At 51.4% G+C, this 20,408-nt stretch carries 20 protein-coding genes and 1 pseudogene; 16 read left to right on the forward strand and 5 right to left on the reverse strand.

What is annotated here, in order from left to right; genetic code table 11:
- The first annotated feature begins 26 nt into the window (after positions 1-26).
- Genes hypA through hypE form a run of 6 tightly spaced genes read left to right on the forward strand, consistent with a single transcriptional unit; the run spans position 27 to position 5,615 of the window.
- On the forward strand, positions 27-368 hold the full coding sequence (gene hypA, locus B5F54_RS07345) for a hydrogenase maturation nickel metallochaperone HypA (RefSeq protein ID WP_087232535.1): 342 nt from the start codon (positions 27-29) through the stop codon (positions 366-368).
- 2 nt (positions 369-370) lie between these two features.
- Entirely contained in the window at positions 371-1,027 is a 657-nt protein-coding gene (hypB, locus tag B5F54_RS07350; RefSeq protein WP_087232538.1) for a hydrogenase nickel incorporation protein HypB, read from the forward strand.
- On the forward strand, positions 1,024-3,285 hold the full coding sequence (gene hypF, locus B5F54_RS07355) for a carbamoyltransferase HypF (protein WP_087232542.1): 2,262 nt from the start codon (positions 1,024-1,026) through the stop codon (positions 3,283-3,285). The genes hypB and hypF overlap by 4 nt, the downstream gene beginning before the upstream one ends.
- A gap of 8 nt (positions 3,286-3,293) precedes the next feature.
- Positions 3,294-3,512 carry a HypC/HybG/HupF family hydrogenase formation chaperone gene (locus tag B5F54_RS07360; protein WP_087232544.1) on the forward strand — a complete coding sequence of 73 codons (219 nt, stop codon included), beginning with the start codon at positions 3,294-3,296 and terminating at the stop codon, positions 3,510-3,512.
- Positions 3,502-4,596 carry a hydrogenase formation protein HypD gene (gene hypD / locus B5F54_RS07365; RefSeq protein WP_087232547.1) on the forward strand — a complete coding sequence of 365 codons (1,095 nt, stop codon included), beginning with the start codon at positions 3,502-3,504 and terminating at the stop codon, positions 4,594-4,596. The genes B5F54_RS07360 and hypD overlap by 11 nt, the downstream gene beginning before the upstream one ends.
- 17 nt (positions 4,597-4,613) lie before the next feature.
- Complete coding sequence (gene hypE, locus B5F54_RS07370) at positions 4,614-5,615, forward strand: hydrogenase expression/formation protein HypE (protein ID WP_087232550.1); 1,002 nt, start codon at positions 4,614-4,616, stop codon at positions 5,613-5,615.
- A gap of 133 nt (positions 5,616-5,748) precedes the next feature.
- Here hypE and B5F54_RS18060 read toward each other — a convergent pair whose 3' ends face one another.
- The 4 genes from B5F54_RS18060 to B5F54_RS07385 all read right to left on the reverse strand — a co-directional run bounded on the left by B5F54_RS18060 (position 5,749) and on the right by B5F54_RS07385 (position 10,260).
- The gene (locus B5F54_RS18060) at positions 5,749-6,264 is read right to left on the reverse strand and encodes a hypothetical protein (RefSeq protein WP_242969657.1); all 516 of its coding nucleotides are present in this window, start codon (positions 6,262-6,264) and stop codon (positions 5,749-5,751) included.
- Positions 6,261-7,130, reverse strand: coding sequence for a vWA domain-containing protein (locus B5F54_RS18065; protein WP_242969658.1), 870 nt, complete (start codon positions 7,128-7,130; stop codon positions 6,261-6,263). Before B5F54_RS18065 ends, B5F54_RS18060 begins: the two co-directional genes overlap by 4 nt.
- A gap of 297 nt (positions 7,131-7,427) precedes the next feature.
- Positions 7,428-8,135 carry a ZmpA/ZmpB/ZmpC family metallo-endopeptidase-related protein gene (locus tag B5F54_RS07380; protein WP_172749624.1) on the reverse strand — a complete coding sequence of 236 codons (708 nt, stop codon included), beginning with the start codon at positions 8,133-8,135 and terminating at the stop codon, positions 7,428-7,430.
- A 436-nt stretch (positions 8,136-8,571) separates the two neighbouring features.
- Positions 8,572-10,260 (reverse strand): cyclic-di-AMP receptor, encoded by a 1,689-nt coding sequence (locus B5F54_RS07385; protein ID WP_087232556.1) that lies wholly within the window; start codon positions 10,258-10,260, stop codon positions 8,572-8,574.
- 457 nt (positions 10,261-10,717) lie between these two features.
- On the opposite strand from B5F54_RS07385, the gene B5F54_RS07390 reads away from it, so the two are divergent.
- The 8 genes and pseudogenes from B5F54_RS07390 to B5F54_RS07430 all read left to right on the forward strand — a co-directional run bounded on the left by B5F54_RS07390 (position 10,718) and on the right by B5F54_RS07430 (position 17,809).
- On the forward strand, positions 10,718-11,620 hold the full coding sequence (locus tag B5F54_RS07390) for a LysR family transcriptional regulator (RefSeq protein WP_087232559.1): 903 nt from the start codon (positions 10,718-10,720) through the stop codon (positions 11,618-11,620).
- Between the two features lie 414 nt (positions 11,621-12,034).
- Positions 12,035-12,880, forward strand: a complete 846-nt coding sequence (locus tag B5F54_RS07395; RefSeq protein ID WP_087232562.1) for an aldo/keto reductase — start codon at positions 12,035-12,037, stop codon at positions 12,878-12,880.
- A 31-nt stretch (positions 12,881-12,911) separates the two neighbouring features.
- Positions 12,912-13,469: a flavin reductase family protein gene (locus B5F54_RS07400; protein ID WP_087232565.1), complete on the forward strand. Its 558-nt coding sequence runs from the start codon at positions 12,912-12,914 to the stop codon at positions 13,467-13,469.
- A gap of 649 nt (positions 13,470-14,118) precedes the next feature.
- Entirely contained in the window at positions 14,119-15,018 is a 900-nt protein-coding gene (locus B5F54_RS07410; protein ID WP_071430359.1) for a DUF6017 domain-containing protein, read from the forward strand.
- Between the two features lie 5 nt (positions 15,019-15,023).
- Positions 15,024-15,506: a PcfB family protein gene (locus B5F54_RS07415; RefSeq protein ID WP_071430357.1), complete on the forward strand. Its 483-nt coding sequence runs from the start codon at positions 15,024-15,026 to the stop codon at positions 15,504-15,506.
- Positions 15,503-17,032: pseudogene (locus tag B5F54_RS07420) on the forward strand (VirD4-like conjugal transfer protein, CD1115 family); the annotation flags it as partial. The gene B5F54_RS07415 and the pseudogene B5F54_RS07420, both read left to right, overlap by 4 nt.
- Before the next feature lie 98 nt (positions 17,033-17,130).
- Positions 17,131-17,523: a TnpV protein gene (locus B5F54_RS07425; RefSeq protein WP_087232574.1), complete on the forward strand. Its 393-nt coding sequence runs from the start codon at positions 17,131-17,133 to the stop codon at positions 17,521-17,523.
- A 1-nt stretch (position 17,524) separates the two neighbouring features.
- Positions 17,525-17,809 (forward strand): DUF6809 family protein, encoded by a 285-nt coding sequence (locus tag B5F54_RS07430; RefSeq protein WP_087232577.1) that lies wholly within the window; start codon positions 17,525-17,527, stop codon positions 17,807-17,809.
- 258 nt (positions 17,810-18,067) lie between these two features.
- On the opposite strand, the gene B5F54_RS07440 is transcribed toward B5F54_RS07430, so the two are convergent.
- Entirely contained in the window at positions 18,068-19,120 is a 1,053-nt protein-coding gene (locus B5F54_RS07440; RefSeq protein WP_087232583.1) for a HindVP family restriction endonuclease, read from the reverse strand.
- 143 nt (positions 19,121-19,263) lie between these two features.
- On the opposite strand from B5F54_RS07440, the gene B5F54_RS07445 reads away from it, so the two are divergent.
- Both B5F54_RS07445 and B5F54_RS18070 read left to right on the forward strand, forming a co-directional pair.
- Entirely contained in the window at positions 19,264-20,166 is a 903-nt protein-coding gene (locus B5F54_RS07445) for a DNA cytosine methyltransferase (protein ID WP_242956976.1), read from the forward strand.
- Positions 20,159-20,407: a hypothetical protein gene (locus tag B5F54_RS18070; protein WP_242956977.1), complete on the forward strand. Its 249-nt coding sequence runs from the start codon at positions 20,159-20,161 to the stop codon at positions 20,405-20,407. Before B5F54_RS07445 ends, B5F54_RS18070 begins: the two co-directional genes overlap by 8 nt.
- Position 20,408: the final 1 nt, after the last annotated feature.

Raw genomic sequence — 20,408 nt, forward strand, 5'->3', positions numbered from 1 at the left:
CTTCTGAAGGCAGGTTGAACGTATCCATGCACGAATTATCCATAACACAGAGCATTCTGAAGATCTCGTTGGAGGCTGCCAGTCAGCAGGGGGCAACCCGTATCCGGGCAATTCGCCTGCGGATGGGTCCCTTTTCCGGCGTTGTTCCAGAATGCGTTCAAATGTATTTGGATGTCCTTGCAAAGGGCACCCGGGCCGAAGGAGCCAAAATAGAAGTGGAAACCGTCCCCTTAAAAGTGCTCTGCCGTGATTGCGGCCGGGAAAGCGAGATCACCCGCGAACGCATCCAATGCCCGTTCTGTGGGAGTATCCAGCTCAAACGCCTTTCCGGGAACGAATTCATGGTCGATAGTTTGGAGGTTGATTGAAAATGGAAATCAAAGTACTGCACCAGGTGATGGAGTGGAACGAGGATGTGAGTGCTGAGGTCCGCAAAACCTTGTCCGAAAAAAAGGTCTGCCTGATCAATGTGATGGGAAGCCCCGGCACCGGAAAGACTAGCCTGATCACGGAATTGATTGCAAGGCTGCGGGGATCGTTCTCTATCGGCGTGATTGAAGGCGACATCACCGGCCAGATTGACGCGGAAAAGATTGCAGCGCTGCAAATTCCCGCCGTCCAGCTGAATACGGACGGCGCTTGCCACATCGAGGCGATGAGCATTCAGCACATCTTGCCGCAATTCGACCTCCATGCATTGGATGTCCTGTTTGTAGAAAACATCGGCAACCTAGTGTGCCCGGCCGAATTCGACATCGGCGAAAACTTCCGTATTACCATTCTCAGCATCCCAGAAGGGGACGACAAGGTCGCAAAGTACCCGCTGATGTTCACCGACACCGACTGCCTAGTCCTAAACAAATGCGATATGCTCCCGTATTTTGATTTCAACCTCGACCGCGTTGAAAAAGACTATCGAGGCGTCAATCCTGAGGGGCCCCTGTTCCAGGTTTCCAGCCGCACAGGGGACGGACTGGACGCCCTGACACAGCATTTGGAGGGCCGTATCCGGGCTGCATTGGCATGAGTATGTCTCGCCGCATCCGGTTTGAAATCGCCGGGATTGTGCAGGGGGTGGGGTTCCGGCCCTATCTGTACCGTCTCGCACAGCGGCACGCCCTGTGCGGCTGGGTGCGAAATACCCCCTCCGGCGTGGAGCTGGAATTGGAAGGGCCAACGGAAGCGCTTTCCAGCTTCCAGGACGAATTGGCCCGCTCTACCCCCCCTCTGGCCGTTGTGGAACAGGTTCGCACCGTACCTCTGGATGGGCTGGTGGGCTACGACCGTTTTACCATCCGAAGCAGCGCAAAGGGGGACGGCGGCACCCTGGTTTCGCCGGATATCGCTCCCTGCGCCGCCTGCCTGCGGGAGTTGGCGGACCCGGCTGACCGGCGGTACCGCTATCCGTTTATCAATTGTACGGACTGTGGCCCCCGCTTTACCATCATCCGCGACCTCCCTTACGACCGGAAAACGACGTCCATGGCACAATTTTCCATGTGCCCCACCTGTAACGCGGAATACGAAGACAGCCATTCCCGCCGTTATCATGCCCAGCCGGACTGCTGCCCCAGCTGCGGGCCACAGGTCTGGCTGCTCGACGCAGAGGGCCGGAAAATCGCCGGGGACGTCTTTGCGGAAGCGCAAAAAGCTTTGGCCCGCGGAAGCATTCTCGCTATCAAAGGGCTCGGCGGCATCCATCTCGCCTGCGATGCGCGCAATGCGGAGGCAGTCCGCCGTCTCCGGCTGCGGAAGCACCGCGAAGAAAAGCCGCTGGCGGTCATGTGCCGGGATCTCAACAGCGCCCGGTCACTCTGCCGGGTCACGGAGGCGGAGGCTTCTCTTTTGGAAAGCGTACGCCGCCCCATTGTCCTGTTGGAAAAGAAAGCTCCGGAGGACTTCGCAAATCTCAGCGACAACCGGCGTTTGGGGGTTATGCTCCCCTATACGCCGCTGCATGTTCTCCTATTGGACGGGACGTCCGGCGGACCGGACGCCTTGGTGATGACCAGCGCCAACCTCTCCGACCAACCGGTCCTTTTGGAGGACCAGGAAGCCCTTGATGGGTTGGCGGGAATTGCCGATGGCTTTCTCCTACACGACCGCCCCATCCAAAACCGTTGTGACGATTCCCTGGTGATGGCCTGGCAGGGGCGGGAATACTTTTACCGCCGCAGCCGCGGGTATGTCCCCCAGCCGGTCACGTTTGCGCGCGATGCGACCGGTGTGGTCGCCTTCGGCGCGGAACAGAAGGCCTCGTTTGCCGTGGGCCGCGGACAGCATGTATTTTTAAGCCAGCACATCGGCGATTTAAAAAACCTGGAAACCCTGGACCACTATCGGGAGTCCTTGGACACCTTTCTCCGGCTGTTCCGCATCATGCCATCCACGTTGGTCTGTGACCTTCATCCGGACTATTTTTCCACACAGGAAGCACAAGAGCACGCCAAACGCCTGGGACTTCCCCTCCTGCAGGTACAGCACCACTGGGCGCATATGGCGTCCTGCATGGCGGACAACCGGCTCGCTGGGCCGGTATTTGGCATCGTGTGGGACGGGACGGGCTATGGAACGGACCATTCCATCTGGGGGGGCGAGTTTCTGGCAGGAGATTTCCAAACTTTCCGACGGTGCGGCTCGATTCGCCCCATCTTTCTTCCGGGGGGCGATGCGGCAATCCGGGAGATCGGCCGGATTGGGTTCTCCCTGTTGTGGGACGCCGGGCTGCCCCTGGACCGTGCGCCGCTGGAATCGCCAAAAAAGCAGGCTTTGCGCGCTATGTTGGACAGCCACACCGCATGTCCAAAAGCCAGCAGCATCGGCCGCCTGTTCGACGGGGTGTATTCCCTCCTGACCGGCACACAGCAAGTTTGCTACGAAGGTCAGGGGGCCACGCGCCTACAGGCCATGGCGCGGGAAGGAATCCCCGGCCAGCCATATCCTGTGGAGTTCTATGAAGAAGATGGGCTTCGTATCTTTGACACGCGCCCCTTGCTTCGGGCAATCACCGGCGATCTCTCCGATCATGTTGATCCCGCTGCGGTCGCGCGCGGCTTTATGGACGCCCTGTGCCGCATGGCATTGGAGCAGTGTTGTCTTTTGAATCCAGGAAAACTGCCGGTGGTCCTCTCCGGCGGCGTATTTTTAAACGAATATCTTCTCTCTGAAAGCACCCGGCTTCTCACACATGCCGGTTTTTCCGTCTATACGCATCACCGCGTTTCCACCAGCGACGAGGGCCTTTGCCTGGGCCAGCTGGCAATCGCGACCGCAAAAAGGAGCTAGAATCAACTATGTGTCTTGCAGTCCCTTTAAAAATTGTATCCATCGCGGGAAAGCACGCCGTTGGGACAGCGGCAGGGCTTTCCCAAAACATCCGTGTTGACTTCATTCCCGACCTAAAACCCGGCGACTACGTGATGGTCCATGCCGGATTTGCCATCCAAAAGCTGACAAAAGAACAGGCGGAGGAGAACTTCGCCTGCATTCAGGAGGCCATCGATGCTCTTTGATGAGAAATTCCGCCGCCCGGACGGTATCCAGCGCCTTGTGAAGGAGCTTTGGGACATCAGCCAGGAGACCGGCCCTATCCGTCTGATGGAAATCTGTGGCACACATACCATGGCCATCGCCAAAGCTGGGCTGCGCTCGCTGCTGCCTCCATCCATTCAACTGCTCTCCGGGCCGGGCTGCCCGGTTTGCGTCACGCCAGCCGGGGCGATCGATGAAATTTTGCGGCTTTCCGGTCTGCCGGATGTGATCCTTGCGAGCTATGGGGACCTTTTGCGGGTACCGGGTTCGGTGCGCGGGGATACGCTGCTACGCCGCCGCGCCTTGGGCGCGCAGGTCCAGACGGTCTATTCCCCCATGGAGGCCCTGGAAATCGCTGTGCAGCACCCGGATCAGGAAGTCATCTTCCTCGGCGTCGGGTTTGAAACGACCGCACCCGGTACCGCCGCCTGCATTTTAGAGGCCAAAGAGCAGGGTGCCTCCAATTTTTCCGTATTGTGCCTGCTCAAGAGTACCGAACCCGCCCTGCGTGCATTGATCCACGCGCCGGATTTTGCGGTAGACGGCTTTTTGTGTCCCGGCCATGTGGCCGTTATCACGGGCTCAGATGCGTTTGCCTTTCTCCCGCGGGAATTCGGCCTCCCCGCCGTCGTCAGCGGTTTTGAGCCCGCCGACCTGCTCTTTTCCATCTACCGTCTGGCAGAGATGCTGCGGCAAAAGGCGCCCGCCCTGGAAAATGAATATACGCGCCTGGTTTGTCCGGAGGGGAATTCCGCGGCGCGCTCGGCGATGGAGCGGGTATTCCTCCCCGCGGACAGCCTTTGGAGAGGCTTGGGAACCATCCCGAACAGCGGCCTTGCCCTCCGGGAGGCGTTCTCCCCGTGGGATGCTGCAAAAAAGTTCGGCTTTTCTCCATCTCCCACGGTGGAACTTGCGGGCTGTCAGTGCGGCGAAGTGATTCGCGGCGCTTGCAGGCCGGAGCAGTGCCCCCTTTTCGGGCGGGTCTGTACCCCATCCGATCCAGTGGGGCCGTGCATGGTCTCCAGTGAAGGGGCCTGCGCCGCAGCGTACCGCTATCAGACATGACAGGGAGGAATCACACCATGGAAGAAATTATCACCTTGGACTACGGAAGCGGCGGCCTGCGCACTTCCCAATTGATCGAGTCGGTCCTGGTTCCGGCGTTTCAAAATCCCGCATTGGAAGATCTGGGCGATGGCGCTGTGCTTCCATCGATGGATGGCCCGCTGGTCTACTCTACCGACAGTTTTGTCGTAACCCCTTGGCGCTTTCCCGGCGGGGACATCGGAAAGCTGGCCGTGTGCGGAACGGTCAACGACGTCTGTATGGCGGGCGGCCAACCCAAATATCTCAGCCTTTCTTTTATCATCGAAGAGGGCTTTCTCATGGAGGACTTCAAAACCATCGTGAATTCCATCGCAACCACTGCCCAGCTCGCCGGTGTGCAGATTGTCACGGGGGATACAAAAGTGGTCGAACGTGGGAAGGGCGACGGCATCTATATCAATACGTCCGGCATCGGTTCACAGCGGGCAGCGGGGCTGTCCCGCAAAGCCATCCGTCCCGGGGATGCGGTGTTGGTCAGCGGGAGCGTCGGCTGCCACGGTGCGGCCGTCTTGATGGCAAGGGGAGAAATCCCCTTTGCGGGCGAACTTCTCTCCGACTGCCGCCCGCTGCACCAGCTCAGCGCCGCGGCGCTGGAAGCCGGCGGTGTGCGTACCCTGCGCGACCCCACCCGCGGCGGCGTGGCCACCACGCTCAACGAATTTGTCGAAGGCAGCGCCTTGACCATCGAACTGGAGGAAGATGCGATCCCCGTCGATCCAGCGGTAGCCGCCGCCTGTGACCTCTTGGGGCTGGACCCGCTCTACAGCGCCTGCGAAGGACGGATGCTGGCGGTTGTTTCCCCCGGTCAGGCGGACGCCGTGCTGGACGCGCTGCACCAAACTTCCGGCGGGGAACATGCGGCCATGATCGGCCGGGTTACGGAGAGCCGTCCCGGGCATGTCGTGCTCCGCACCGCCTTAGGGGGAAGCCGTATCCTAGGAAAGCTCACCGGCGCCCAGCTGCCCCGGATCTGTTGACGGCCAGCTGAAACAAAGAAATAAAACGTAAAAAGGGAACCATCCAGAACATTCTCGGATGCGTTCCCTTTTTTATGTGCAATGTATGTACCGCTTCCCTTAGGGAAGCGGTGGAAGCAATGGAAATGAATCGTTAAACCGTGACAATTGACTCGCAGCACCGGAAGTCCGTGTCGATATAATTGGCAAAAAGGCGTACCTTAAAGTTTCTGGCATTGCACAATGCATTTGGCGCTCCACCCGATACATCCAGATCCTCTGGCAGTACAAATTTGATGCATTTTACCAAAACATCCCGGCAAGTGGAGGAGCGATGCGCGGGAATTGTAATGGCTTTTAGCCCTCTCTGGTATTCCACACCATTGGAATCCACTTCGGTCAAAACAACTCCCAACGCGACACGTTTATTGGGGCAGACATCCTTCACGGTCACATCCAGCTGTGCAATGCGGCCCAACGATTCCAATGCAACATCCCCAAGGTCCACGACGATGGAATCTTTGCAGCTGTCGATCTTGAAGTCTACCGGAATGGGACACGGCTCCGGATTGACCACAATGCCACAATCCACTGTGACGACCGGCGCGGGGAACGTAACCGCATTCCCTTCCGTATCCGTATAGGTGATGGACTCGTTTACAAGCTTCATTCCAGAGGTCTGCGCGGTGTGTGGATGAAGAATTCCAGTGAAGCGCCCTCATTGCCGGTTACACCCAGCTCCTGGATCGTCCAACGGATGGTCTGGGAATTGATCATCACTGCGGTTCCCCTGTTCGGCGGGGTGATGCTGGTAATGGTAAAATCGGAATTGACGATTTCATCAATCACAATATTCGTCGCACCCGGTTTGGAAATGTTTTTGGCGAGATCTGCGAACAGCTGCTCCAGATCCGACTCATCCGGTGTAACGGCAACATGCGAAGCATCGGGGTCGGTGGCCCAATCGTTTAGGGCGTCAATGTCGATCCCGTCGGCCCCAATCAAGCCGATGCAATAGATGACAATTCCAGCGGCCCTCGCTGCTGCCGCAACTGGAGCAGGCGGGGCTCCCGCCGTTGTCTTTCCGTCCGTAAACATGACGATTACCTTTGCATTTGTAGAAGCGGGATCAAACAGCTCCATCGCTTTGGTAAAAGCATCGGCATGGTTGGTGGAGCCTCCAGCAGTAAGGCTATCCACGGCCGCTTTTAGAGTCGCCACCGAGGTGATCAGCTGTGTGTCCGCAGTCGCGTCGCTTGCAAAGCTGACAATCCCAATGTGACTGCCGGAACCGATGTTTCCATCCTGGGAACTATCGGTGGCTTCGTCGATGATGTCAATGAATGTGTTCGCGCCCACTTTCATATTGGCGAGCGGCGTGCCGGCCATACTTCCGGAGCGGTCTAAAACCAGAACAATGTCTGTGGGGTTTGAAGAAATATCCGGGCTTGCGGCAAGGGCAAGCGTGACTTTCAATGTTCCATTGCAGTCGATCTGGTCAACGCTGATTTGTTTATTCGAATTGGTAACGCCCATATGGTCGCCTCCTATAGAAAATCAGGACTTTTACATCCCTTCTATACTATGCGGCAGTGGTCAAGCCGTGCACCCACAAAGCTCTATTTCGTCTTTCGACAGGAAAAGCGCACCCCACAAAGTGAGGTGCGCTTGCCTTTGGATACCACTAATCTAATTCTTATGGTTCTCGCTTTCATGTCAAATACATTTAACCAAGCCAACCGTGGGCGATTATACAGAACTTTCTGTAATCAGAGAATGCAAAAGAGCATTCTTTCCTCCGTTACTTCCGGTCATTCCCTCAGATATTAAAGCCTAGCTTTCCAACGTCACATGGATCGTTCCATATTCATAGTAGGCATCCGACTTCGTCTTCACCAGCGGAATCTGCTGGTTTGTGCCTGCCACAGTCATTTTATCCAAAGTCACATCTCCAACCACTACCTGTCTGGTCTTCACAGCAAGAACCGCCTGCACCCCGGCAGTGTAAGTGGGTTCCGCGATCGTCAGATTTTTCACCTGGGCATACTGCAAATCCCCAAACAGCGGATGTTGCATCCCCGTCAGCTTGTGCCCGTTTCCATCGAGGATTCCGATGAACCGTTCTGGGATGTAGCTTCCCTGCGCCGCAGCGATTCCGGAAAAGTCCAGGTCCGCCTCCAGCTTGTAATAGCCATATGGATTCTCGCGGGCCAGGCGAATCAGCTCCTCCGCGGAAGTGACAGGGATCACCGACGGGCTTTGATAGATGCTTCCGTCGCTGAAATCCCCGGTTGCTCTCTTTACAATCCCGTAGAGCATGCGTTTCACAGCGATGCTCTCTTTCCGGGTGCCGTTTTGCGCATCCTTCTCGAAAGCTGCCTGGAATTGTTCGATGACAGTCTCTGCATCGAAATATGGGATACGGTCCAGATTATCTTCCACCGCTTTAAACCGGCTCAGCTTGTATTCCTTCCACGTGATGTTCGGGTTGCCTGTGATCTTCTGCAAGGCGTCCAGATCGTTTTTACTTAAGGCAGACATATAGAGTCTATAGCCGCCCTCATATCCTCCGACGCCTAACATCTCCTATGTGTTCACCCTTTCGATGTGTGCCCAACCCATTGGACAAATCGTCTATGGGGCACTCTTCGACCTATTTTCCGACCGTCCTTATTGGGTACTACTTCCCAGCGGCCTTCTGGTGTGCGCTATTGGCCTAGCTTCCGCTAGATTTTTTTTAAAATTTGAAACATACTAACCCTCCCCGATCGCTTCTGTCGCGCTGCATGGCCAGGCATGTAGGAAGGTATCCTTCTTCCATGCCCGCGAACATGCAAAGCGCACGAAATGGGGCAACAAAAAAGGTTGGCAAAATTGCCAACCCTTCATGTATATTATTGCAAAAGGAAACTACTAGCCGTCTCCGGCCTTCCTTGCGAAGCAGCCTAGAATGCCGCTAAACAATCTCCTATCGCTTTTATATCTTCTCGAACGCTGTCACATCCGAAATAAAAACAGTTGCCCCTCCTACTGTCACTTGCGCCGGATAGGATACCGACGGCGTGGCAAGCTGAATTGGTGAAGAAATCGCCTCTGTCCTCCGGGAACAGTGCAGTCTTAGGATCTCCATGACCTGTGGCACTAACCGTTCTTCCGTTCCAATCAGCAGCGTGGTATTCCCTCCTGAAAGGAATCCCCCGGAAGAGGCCATTCGGGTAAAGTAGTATCCTGCTTCCGTCAAAGCAGAGCAGGCGTCTGCGGCATCCCGCCGGTTTACAATTGCGGTAATCATCTTCATAACAACATCTCCTTGCCCGGTGCTTTGCACAGTTTGTTTTTGGGGCGAACCCCAACTTTTGATACAACGTATGTACAGCGCCATCCCCAAAGTCCCAGTGACACATTCTGCCACCGGAAATGCGATCCAGGTATAGGCCAATCCAATCCTGGAAAACAGCCAGAATAATGGGATCAAGCAACCAATCTGTCTGGTCAAGGAAAGGATCACGCTGGGAACCGCCGCTCCAATGGATTGAAAAAACACCGGCAGAATCAGCGAAAATGCAGCGGGCACAAAGCTGGTGCCGATAATCCGGAAGGCTGGGATTCCAATCTGGATAACCTGTTCATTTGACGTAAAAATCCGCAGGAGCGTTTCAGGGATCAGCTCAAAGCAAGCTACACCAACCAGCATCAATCCCGCGGCGAGCAACACAGAATATTTTATAATCTTCTGGCAGCGGGGATATGCTTTTTTCGCAAAGGTATAGCTTAGAAATGGTACGATACAGGTCTGTAGCCCCGATAGGGGGATAAAGAAAAATGATTGGATTTTATAGTAAAGTCCAAGGACTGTCACTGCATCGTCAGAAAAACCCGAGAGGATCAAGTTTAGAGCAATGATATATACTGTATAAAGCATCTGCATCAGAATAGAGGCATATCCGAGCTGATAGATCCGCCTCGTGTAGAAGCGCATCTCCCGCCAGGCCGGCGGCTTACGGCAGGCGGAAAAAGTGATCACTGCTGCTAGAATCTGCCCCGCCACTGTAGCATATGCAGCTCCTGCAATCCCCATCTTAGGAATAGGCCCCAGGCCAAAGATCAAAATGGGGTCCAAAACAATATTCACCAACGCACCCGCGATCTGGGCCACCATAGGCAGGCGCATATTTCCCCTAGCCTGGTGTACTTTGCTCCAAGTACTCTCCAAAAATACGCCAAAGCTTCCAATACACACAATATAGCCATAGGTCCGGGCTTCTTGCGCCACTACAGAAGATTGTGTCGATATACCTACAAATGGCGCCATCAGCAGCCCACTCAACACTGCGAAAACTAGCCAACTGATTGCTGCCAACATTGTGCCCGTCCCTGCTGTGCCCAAAGCGCGTTTGGCCTTTCCCTGTCCATCATATCGGGAAATGAGGGTGTTCACACCTACACCTGTACCAACCGCCACCGCCGTAATAATTAACTGCACAGGATACAGGATTGAAAGGGCCGTAAGGCCTTCTGCCGAGTATTGTCCCACAAAGAAACTATCCACAATGTTGTAAAGGGATTGAATCAACTGAGCCAACATGACCGGTGGCGCTATATGCAGCAGCACAGAACCCACCCGGTCTGTGTCAAACACATTTTTCTCAGTTTCCACCTTACTCATTGAAATTCCCCTCCTGCAAAACTGCCCCCAGGACCTGATGATATGGGACAATCAGCCCCACCATAGCTTTCCTTCATCCGCCCTATTTGGGATTTGGCAAAGCGATTATAACCACCGTCTTTTATTTTATCAAGGGAACAGAGTGATTTTTTCAAAAAATCCTTTCAAGCCATCCGTACTCTTTGAAAAATGTATACAGGAAGGCGGTTGCATAACCATCCACTTCTTTTACAGACTTGCACCCCTCTTTTTATCCGCATATAATGATAAATAAATTGAGAATAGCCAGGAATAAATGTATAAAGCTTTGGGAGACCAGATCATGGGGAATAAGGCCGTGCGAAAACGCGGTCACCCATCTGGAATTTCTCAAGGCGTGGATGCAAGCGTTCTATAAAGATGGACGGTATATACATGCCAACTGCACAATGTCTTGGTGAAAGGAAAGGTGGGCCCCTTGTATAACCCTCAGTTAGAAACATTCCTTTGTGTGGCAAAATCCGGAAGCTTTAATAAAGCTGCGGAGAAGTTATTTATTTCACCTCCGGCTGTTATCAAACAGATCAATTTGCTGGAAGAAAACCTAGGCTTACAACTTTTTCTCCGTACGCATCGGGGGATACAGCTCACGGAAGCAGGAAAATCTTTGTATCAGGATGCAAAATATGTGATTCAATACTGTAAGGATTCTGTAACAAGGGCAAGAAACGCCATGCGAAAAACAGACGATGTCATCCGTATTGGCACCTCCCCTATGACGCCAGCCCAGGTACTAGTGGAGCTATGGCCAAAACTACAGAATTACTGTCCTGGCACGAAATTTCATCTGGTACCTTTCGACAACACACCCGAAAATGCGCGAGAGATTCTTGGAAACCTCGGGCAGAACATCGACGTAGTGGCCGGCATCTTCGATGAGACAATGCTGAATTTGCGCCAGTGCGAGGGATTGGAAATTTCCCGGGAACCTATCTGTTGTGCAGTGTCGGTTCACCACCGGTTGGCTCAAAAGGATTTTCTGACCATACAAGATCTGTATGGGGAAAAACTGATGTTAATACAGCGGGGGTGGAGTCATTCTGTCGACCTGCTTCGGGATAACCTTTGGAAAAATTATCCACAGATTGAAATTGTGGATTTCAATTTCTATGACGTAAACGCCTTTAACCAGTGTGAGAACAACAACTGCGTACTGATGGCGGTTCCGAAGTGGCAGTATGTCCATCCTCTTCTGAAAATCTTACCTGTAGATTGGGGATATACGATTCCATATGGGCTGCTACATTCTCCAGCGCCTTCCCCAGTAGTCAAGCAATTCCTGTACGCTGTCGAAAAAGCTGTCCGGCCGGACGAAATATAAACCTTTTGCGGAAGATGTTTCGTCTTTCCTTTGCAAGACTCCCTCTTTCCAGCCCAGATGGATCTAAATCTGGCTAGTATGGAATCATCCCGTTTTCCTGTGCTGTTAAGCACCCATTTCTGTACCTTCTGAAAACGAAAAACCATCGCTCCACTGGCAGTTGAAACCTTTAGCTTTTCGCTTCTTAACAAAAGGGAACTACTGTTTCTCTATGCTCGGAGGTACAATAGATGCTGAAAGAAACAGAGGGCAGAAACGTAAGAATTCCGTAGTTCCTGCCGCTCGTTTAGCCTGCTTGAGATTCTCCCATATCCACAGGGCTTCCGGCAAACAGCCAGCACTGGGAATAGGAAATCCCCCACCTGTTTACAGCATATGGATAAAACAGGAATACGAAACTAGGAGGAAATTGCAATGGAATACGCAACTTTAAACAATGGAATCGACATGCCTATGGCAGGCATTGGTACTTTTCTGTTGACTCCGGATGAGACAGAAACCTCTGTGTCCAGCGCACTGCAGTGCGGGTATCGCCTTATCGATACGGCAAACGCTTACGTAAACGAAAAGGCGGTGGGGCGCGCCATCAAGAAATCTGGCCTTAAACGGGAAGAAATCTTTTTGGAGACCAAACTCTGGCCCTGTTTTTATGAACAAGCTGACGCTGTGGACAAAACCCTCATGCGTCTCGATACTGGCTATATTGACCTGCTCCTGATCCATCAGCCAGCGGGCAATTATATCGCGGGTTACAAGCTGATGGAGAAGGCATATAAGGAGGGGAAAGCCCGCTCCATTGGCCTGTCCAATTTTAATAAAGATCAGATTCAGGAAATTCTGGATATCTGCGAGGTAAAACCCGCTGTCCTTCAGACAGAAGTTCATCCATATTACCAAGAAAGCGAGCTGAAACAGTTCCTAGCAAAAGAGGGAATGGTCATCCAGGCTTGGTATCCGTTAGGCCATGGGGATAAGGCGCTACTGGAAGAACCTCTGTTTGCTGAGCTTGGGCAAAAATATGGAAAGTCCAATGCACAGATTATCCTGCGCTGGCATATTCAGGATGGGAATGTTGTGATCCCCGGCTCCAAAAATTCTGCCCATATCAAAGACAATTTTGCCCTTTTTGACTTCTCTTTGGCAGAGGAGGAAATGGGGCGCATCGCCGCACTCGATAAAAACACCCGCTATTATACTAGTACACCGGAACTGTTGGCCCGTTATGCAAAAATGGTGCCTCCTGTCGATGAACAAAAATAGAAAGAATATAAGAAATGAGGGAATACTTATTATGCGTAAAGATTTTGGAAGCAAACCCTGGTTTTATCCGTTGCCGGTTCTTATCATTGGAACCTATAATGAAGATGGCACTGCCAACGCTATGAACGCTGCTTGGGGTGGGTTGTATGACGTTGACAAGGTGGTACTTTGCCTGAGTGCCGGCCACAAAACGACAAAAAACATTCAGAAAAAAGGTGCTTTCAGCGTCAGTTTTGCCGACGCTTCCCACCTGATTCCTTCTGACTATGTGGGGATGGTTTCTGCTAATACGGAACCCCATAAGCTGGAAAAAGCCGGATTCCATGTAAGCAAGAGCAAATTTGTGGATGCGCCTCTGATTAACGAACTTCCTGTGACATTGGAATGTAAATTTCTTAAGATGACCGAGGACGGCAATATCATTGGCCAGATTATCAACACAAGCATCGACGAATGTGTCCTGGGGGAAGATGGGACCATTGATTTCTCCAAATTCCATCCCATCTCCTTCGAGCCAGTTCACAACGGATACCATGTGCTGGGTGAACGTGTGGGCAACGCATTCTTAGATGGAACTGCACAGAAGTAATCGGGACTATGGCCCCGTAGAAAAATAGCATGGAATGCCGGTTTGTTATTTCCCATACGCCGGCCTTCCCGATTTTCAATATCCTCCTTTTGTTGTTTCCTGCAGTTGCTTGGCAGCAAGTTTCCTTTACAACAAAAGGAGGTTTTCTTCTCATCATCGGCATTAACCTTCTTTTGAGCCACTCGTTAAGCGAGTGGTTTTTTTATATCTAAAAATCAAGCCAAAATCTGATTATCCCTTGAAAACACTGTATCCACGGGCATTTCAGACAGGTCAAAACCATCTCATTTACTACGATTTTACTACTGTTGAGTGAGCCTTGACACGCTGAAAGACCACGAAATGCCAAGATACGGGTACAGTACCCGTCAATCGGGGCCTCCGCCCCGTGACCATATAACTGAATACAGACCGGCCATCTGCCGGGGCAACGCCATGGGTAACACAAACCTGTGGCGTTTTTTTATGCCCTGCCGGGGGCACGCAAAACTGTATAAAAACGGGTGGGAAATCCCCTGTTTTTTCGCCTGTGGGCGGCGCAAATGAAGCCGCCCATATTCTTTCCCTCATGGGAGGCCGGGCGGCGATACAGGGGCGCAAACCCGCCGAAACGAACACTTTTCAAAACCGAAGGAAGGAGGTATCCAACATGGCGGTATTCCGCATTGAGAAAACCCGCGATTATACGGTGATGTCCAACCATCACCTGCGGGACAAGTCGCTCTCGTTGAAAGCGAAGGGCCTTCTCTCCCTCATGCTCTCCCTGCCGGAGGAGTGGGACTATACCACCAAGGGGCTGGCCCGGATCTGCAAGGATGGCGTTGACAGTATCTGCGCCGGGGTGCGGGAGCTGGAGGAACACGGCTATGTGATCCGCCAGCGGGTCCGCAACCCCAACGGCCAGCTCGGCGCCATCGAGTACACCATCCTGGAGCAGCCCAGACCGCCGGAACCAAAACCGCAAAAACCTGAACGGGAAAATCCAGTCTTGGATAATCCTGAACAGGCTTCCCCTGTCTTGGAAGAACCTGAACAGGGAAACCCCGCACAATTAAATACTAATAGATCAAGTAAAGAAAAATCAAAAAAAGATCTATCAAGTACGGAAGGATCAAATCCTGTCCAATCAATCCCCCAAACCCCCAGGGGCTCGGACCGGAAAGGACGGGACCGGATGCGGGAACGGGAAAGCTATCGGGAATTGATTTTGGAGAACATCGAGTATGACTGCCTCATCCAGAACCACCGCCTTGACCGTGACCGCCTGGACGAGCTGGTGGAGCTCATGGTGGACACGGTGTGCTCCAACCGGGAGATGATCCGTATCGCCGGGGACGACTACCCGGCGGAGGTGGTCAAGTCCCGGTTCCTGAAGCTGAACAGTTCCCACATCGAGTATGTGCTGGACCGGATGCGGGAGAACACCACCTATGTCCGCAATATCAAGAAATACCTGCTGGCCGCTTTGTATAACGCCCCGGCCACCATCGACAGCTACTACACTTCCCTGGTGAGCCACGATATGTACGGCGGCGGAGATCGGAGGTGATGTGAGTGCAGGAAGAAATCACCCAGGGCGTGGTCTCCCTCTCGGTGGAGGCGGGCAAGATGACCGCGGACCTGCTCCAAAAGGCCGTGAAGAAGGTGCTGGAGGAGATGCAGAAAAAGCCCTCCCAGCGCAGCTTACACCAGGGAAAACAGACCCTGCACCAGCTCAAACAGCATGGTGCCTCCCTGACCAACATCGAGATCACGGAGCAGAACATCAAGGCGTTTTCGGCGGTGGCGAAAAAGTATGACATCGACTATGCCCTGAAAAAAGACCCCACAACCGACCCGCCGCACTACTATGTGTTCTTCAAGGCGAAGGACAAGGACCAGCTCCAGCCGGCCTTCAAGGAGTTCACCGCCATGACCCTGGGCCGGGAGAATCGCCCCACCATCCGGGAGAGGCTGGCCCAGGCTCAGGAACAGTCAAAGACCAAACACCGGGAACGGGAGAAGGTCAAGACCAAGGACCGGGAGGTGGCGCGATGACCGACAAGCTGAAAAAGCAGATCATCCTCAACCTCCCGTATCTCATCTTCGTGTATCTCTTTGACAAGCTCTGCCAGGGGATACGGCTGGCGCCTGGGGCGGACGCCTCGGAGAAGCTGCTCCACATCGGGCAGGGCTTTTCGGCGGCCTTTGCCAGCCTGGCGCCCAGCTTCCATCTGCTGGACCTGTGCATGGGCGCCGCCGGCGCGGTGCTGATCCGGCTGGCGGTCTACTCCAAAGGCAAGAACGCGAAGAAATACCGCCGGGGGATCGAGTACGGGAGCGCCCGCTGGGGCACCCCGGCCGACATCGCTCCCTACGCAGACCCGGACTTCTTACAGAACGTCCTCCTCACTCAGACGGAACGGATCACCATGTCGAGCCGCCCCAAGGAGCCCAAGTATGCCAGGAATAAAAACATTTTGGTCATTGGCGGTTCCGGCAGCGGAAAGACAAGGTTCTTTGTCAAGCCCAACCTGCTCCAGTGCCATTCCTCCTATGTGGTCACTGACCCGAAAGGCACCATCCTGAACGAGGTAGGAGCCCTGCTGGAGCGCAAGGGATACCGCATCAAAAGCCTGAACCTCATCAACTTCAAGAAGTCCATGCGGTATAACCCTCTGGCGTACATCCGCAGCGAGAAGGATATTTTGAAGCTGGTGAACGCCCTGATCCTCAACACCAAAGGCGAGGGCGAAAAGTCCAGTGAAGATTTCTGGGTGAAGGCCGAGCGGCTGTACTATTCCGCCCTCATCGGGTACATCTGGTACGAGGCGGAGCCGAAGGAGCGCAACTTTATCACCCTGCTGGACCTCATCAACGCCAGTGAGGCGCGGGAGGACGACGAGGAGTTCCAAAGCCCGGTGGACATTCTGTTCGCCAAGCTGGAAAAGGAGCACCCGGACCACTTTGCTGTGAAGCAGTACCGCAAATTCAAGATGGCGGCGGGCAAAACTCTAAAATCCATACTGATTAGCTGCGGCGCCCGCCTTTCTCCCTTTGACATCCAGGAGCTGCGGGACCTCATGGCGGAGGACGAGCTGGAGCTGGACACCCTGGGCGACCGCAAATCGGCGCTGTTCGTCATCCTCTCGGATACGGACAGCACCTTCAATTTTGTGGCGGCGCTCATGTACTCCCAGCTTTTCAACCTGCTGTGCGACAAGGCGGACGACTTCTACGGGGGACGCCTGCCGGTCCATGTGCGGTGCTTGCTGGACGAGTTTGCGAACATCGGTCAAATCCCGAACTTCGACAAGCTGATTGCCACCATCCGAAGCCGTGAAATATCGGCTTCTATTATTTTGCAGAGCCAAAGCCAGTTAAAGACCATCTACAAGGACGCGGCGGATACCATCGTGGGTAACTGCGACAGCACCTTGTTTTTGGGAGGCAAGGAGAAATCCACCCTGAAAGAAATTTCGGAGCTGCTGGGGAAAGAAACGATCGACAGTTTCAATCAATCGGAGAACCGCGGCAGCCAGGTTTCCCACGGCCTCACCTATCAAAAATTGGGAAAGGATATGCCATACTTGTTAATGAAGAGTTCAGCTGCCTTGAATTTGACATGAACAGGGACACGATCAGCTGGATTCGGAGAAAAATCGAATACAGGAGGTCGCTTATGGAACACTTACCGAAGAAAACCAGTGAAAACAGCATCGGCTATACGCTGGTCGGTGATTATTACATCCCAGACTTACAGCTGCCGGAAGAAAGCGGCCCCATTGGGATTTGGGGCCGTATGCACAAAGCCTATCTGGAGCAATGCCATCCAGTCCAGTATAATGATCTGCTCTTGACCGGCAAACTCTGGACATACTTGGCTGATCTGAACGAGCAGGCACAAAATCGGCTGAATTGTATCATTGCCCAGATGAAAAAAACCGAGGGGATTACGGAGGAATTGAAAGCCCGTGACCAGCTGGCGTGGGTTGGAGCTATGAACAGCATCCGAAACCGTGCGGAGGAAATTGTCCGTCACGAACTAATCTATGATGCAAAGGAGGTGCTGTGAGATGGTGTTAGATGATTTATATTGTGGTAATATCTACCCCGCAGAACAGGTAGTTCCCCACAAAAAAGAATACCGCGAGCTACATAGACACACCGGAGAGCTGCTTACCGAGTTAGAGGAAAAACTTTCTAAAGAGCAGATGGAGCTGGTCAACCAGTTTCACACTCATGTGGTTGATGTTCACTGTATGGAGTTAGAAGCACACTTTCAGTATGGGTTCTCTTTGGGAATGATGCTTATGAAAGAAGTACATACACTGTTGGATGAGTATCCCCGAAAAAATTAGACTTTAGAAAATGGAGGCGTTTAATGTATCTTGTTAGATTTGTCAGAAACGATGAGTCGATCGATGAATTGTACTATTATTTACAGGAAGAAGACGCTTTATATCACATAAGATTATTCAATAATGATGATTCTGGGCTTTATAAAAGAGTGGAGGTTGTTGAATGTATTGGATCATATGAACGATTAGTTCACAGAATTTCACTATAAAAGAAAAAGGAAAAGTAACAATATAGTTGTTCCTTTTCCTTTTCTTAAATTAATTTAGGACAGTAAAATATAAAGTTTGGTCAAATCTTCTTTCGGGGCTAAGACGCTGTATGTAGCCTGGTTCAATAATTTCATTAACAACATTTTTAGGCAAAATTGGACGAACAATTCTATCCGATGTTACGTACTGGCGCCATTTTGAACCGCCAATTGCAAACTCTTTATCCGTTTGATTTCCAAAAGCCATTTGACGATAAATATCTACTACACGGATTTTTCCAGATTTACTGAGTTCCCAAATGCATCTTGCCAAACGTGCAGTTGCACGCATTGGTCGACTCATCGTAGTTGCTTCAGCCCCAGAACCATCAATGAACAAGCGTGAAAAAGCATAGTCACTCCATACAACAATATCAAACGCTTGATCGGCTAAGAGCGGAGACTTTCCTTGTGTTTTCCAGATGGTTTGCATAAGTAGTGGTTTTTGATGATGATAATACTCTTTTTGAAACGCATCGATACTACGACACAGCATTGGCATTTTGTGAGTCATTTCATAATCATTATCCCACATTTGTATTGAGGAGCAGGATTCTTCGAAAATTTCCCTTATGTGGTAGGCATGCTCTTTAACAGAGTCAAACATACCTAATGCACAATAAGATGTGGTGGCAGAACGAATGACAAGTTCACATCCCCACTTTTCTTCTGGTTGACGGCTGGTTTGATCTGTTGGTAAGACGGTAAGTTTTACTTCTAAGGGAGATAGATAATTTCCGTTAGTGTCCTTCACAACCAAATCAATCCCATCAATAGCATCAAAGGAGTATTGCTGGTAAGGCTCGAAAACAGATTCAAAATTGAAGTGCAAATCGCCAGGGTTCTTGTTGCCACAGTTAAATACTTGCTGAATAGGTATTTCATCCGCAACAACACATAATCTTCCGTTAATATAATCTAATCGAATATAAATAGCCGGAATGTTATTGGCCAGCATATAACAAGCTGTTGCGGTTGGGTAGCTTGAATTAAAACAGTTTTTCCCCCAGTGATCGTCAACAGTACGATTTGAATGTTTAATTCCAAATAGTCCAGATGCCATATTTTCCCTCCTGACTTTTTGTAAAAAGACGTCAAATACTTGACGTCAAGATGTAATTTAATTATAATAAAAGAATAGTCGACATCTCGGTATTATTAATTTTTAATTATACCATAATTCGGCTGTAAACGAAAGGGGTCACCATGAGAACAGTAGATTTATTTTCCGGATGTGGTGGATTGTCGCTCGGGTTTCAAAAGCAAGGATTTGATATTTTAGCTGCTTTTGAATGGTGGGATGCAGCAGTAAAATGCTATGAGGCAAATTTTTCACACCCAGTTTTCCAAATTGACTTATCTGATGTATCAAAAGCCGTTGAAGCAATAAAACCTTTTGCCCCAGACATAATTATTGGCGGGCCGCCATGTCAGGATTTTTCTCATGCAGGAAAAAGAATTGAAGCAGGTAGGGCAAGTTTAACAGATAGCTTCGCTGAAATAGTGTCTGTGATTAGGCCTAAATGCTTTGTTATGGAAAATGTAGATCGTGCAAGAAATAGCAATGCCTATTCTAGTGCTCGAAATATTTTTAAAAATGCAGGTTATGGCCTTACAGAAATTGTGCTTGATGCAAGTCGGTGTGGTACTCCTCAAAAGCGGAAACGATTCATCTGTTTTGGTATGCAAAACCAGCCTGATGGATTTGCACAAACCCTTTTTGACAAGAGGATTTCACAAAAGCCGATGACGTTGCGGGATTATTTCGGCAATACTTTGGGATTTGAATTTTATTATAGGCATCCACGAAATTATAATAGGCGAGCAGTTTTTTCAATTGATGAACCCGCACCAACAATGCGAGGAGTAAACCGACCTGTTCCTAAAGGTTATCCAGGACATCCGAATGATGCTTGTCCTGTAAATGAATCGCTTCATGTGCTTTCTACACAAGAGAGGGCGTGGATTCAGACCTTCCCCAAAGATTATATTTGGATTGGCAGCAAAACTGATGTTGAACAAATGATCGGAAATGCTGTGCCTGTTAATTTGGCAAGTTTTGTTGCTGAAACAGTAAAGTTGGCTGTGGAGGAAGACAGTCGTGATTGAAATAGATCAATTCAAATGTTGGTTGAAAGAAAATACCAGCTATTCAAATGCTGTTATTAGTGACACAGTATCACGAATTAAGCGTGCAGATGGAATTCTTGCTTGGCAGGATGATGATATATATTTGTTCTATTTGGAGAGAAAAGCTGAGTACAAGGCCTTATCTGTGTCGGTGCGTTCCCAAATTAAAAGGGCGGTAAAATTATATAGTGATTATCGAACACAAACCTATAATTTCTGAA

The organism is Anaeromassilibacillus sp. An250, from assembly GCF_002159845.1.
In the GTDB taxonomy this organism is placed as follows: Bacteria; Bacillota; Clostridia; order Oscillospirales; family Acutalibacteraceae; genus Anaeromassilibacillus; species Anaeromassilibacillus stercoravium.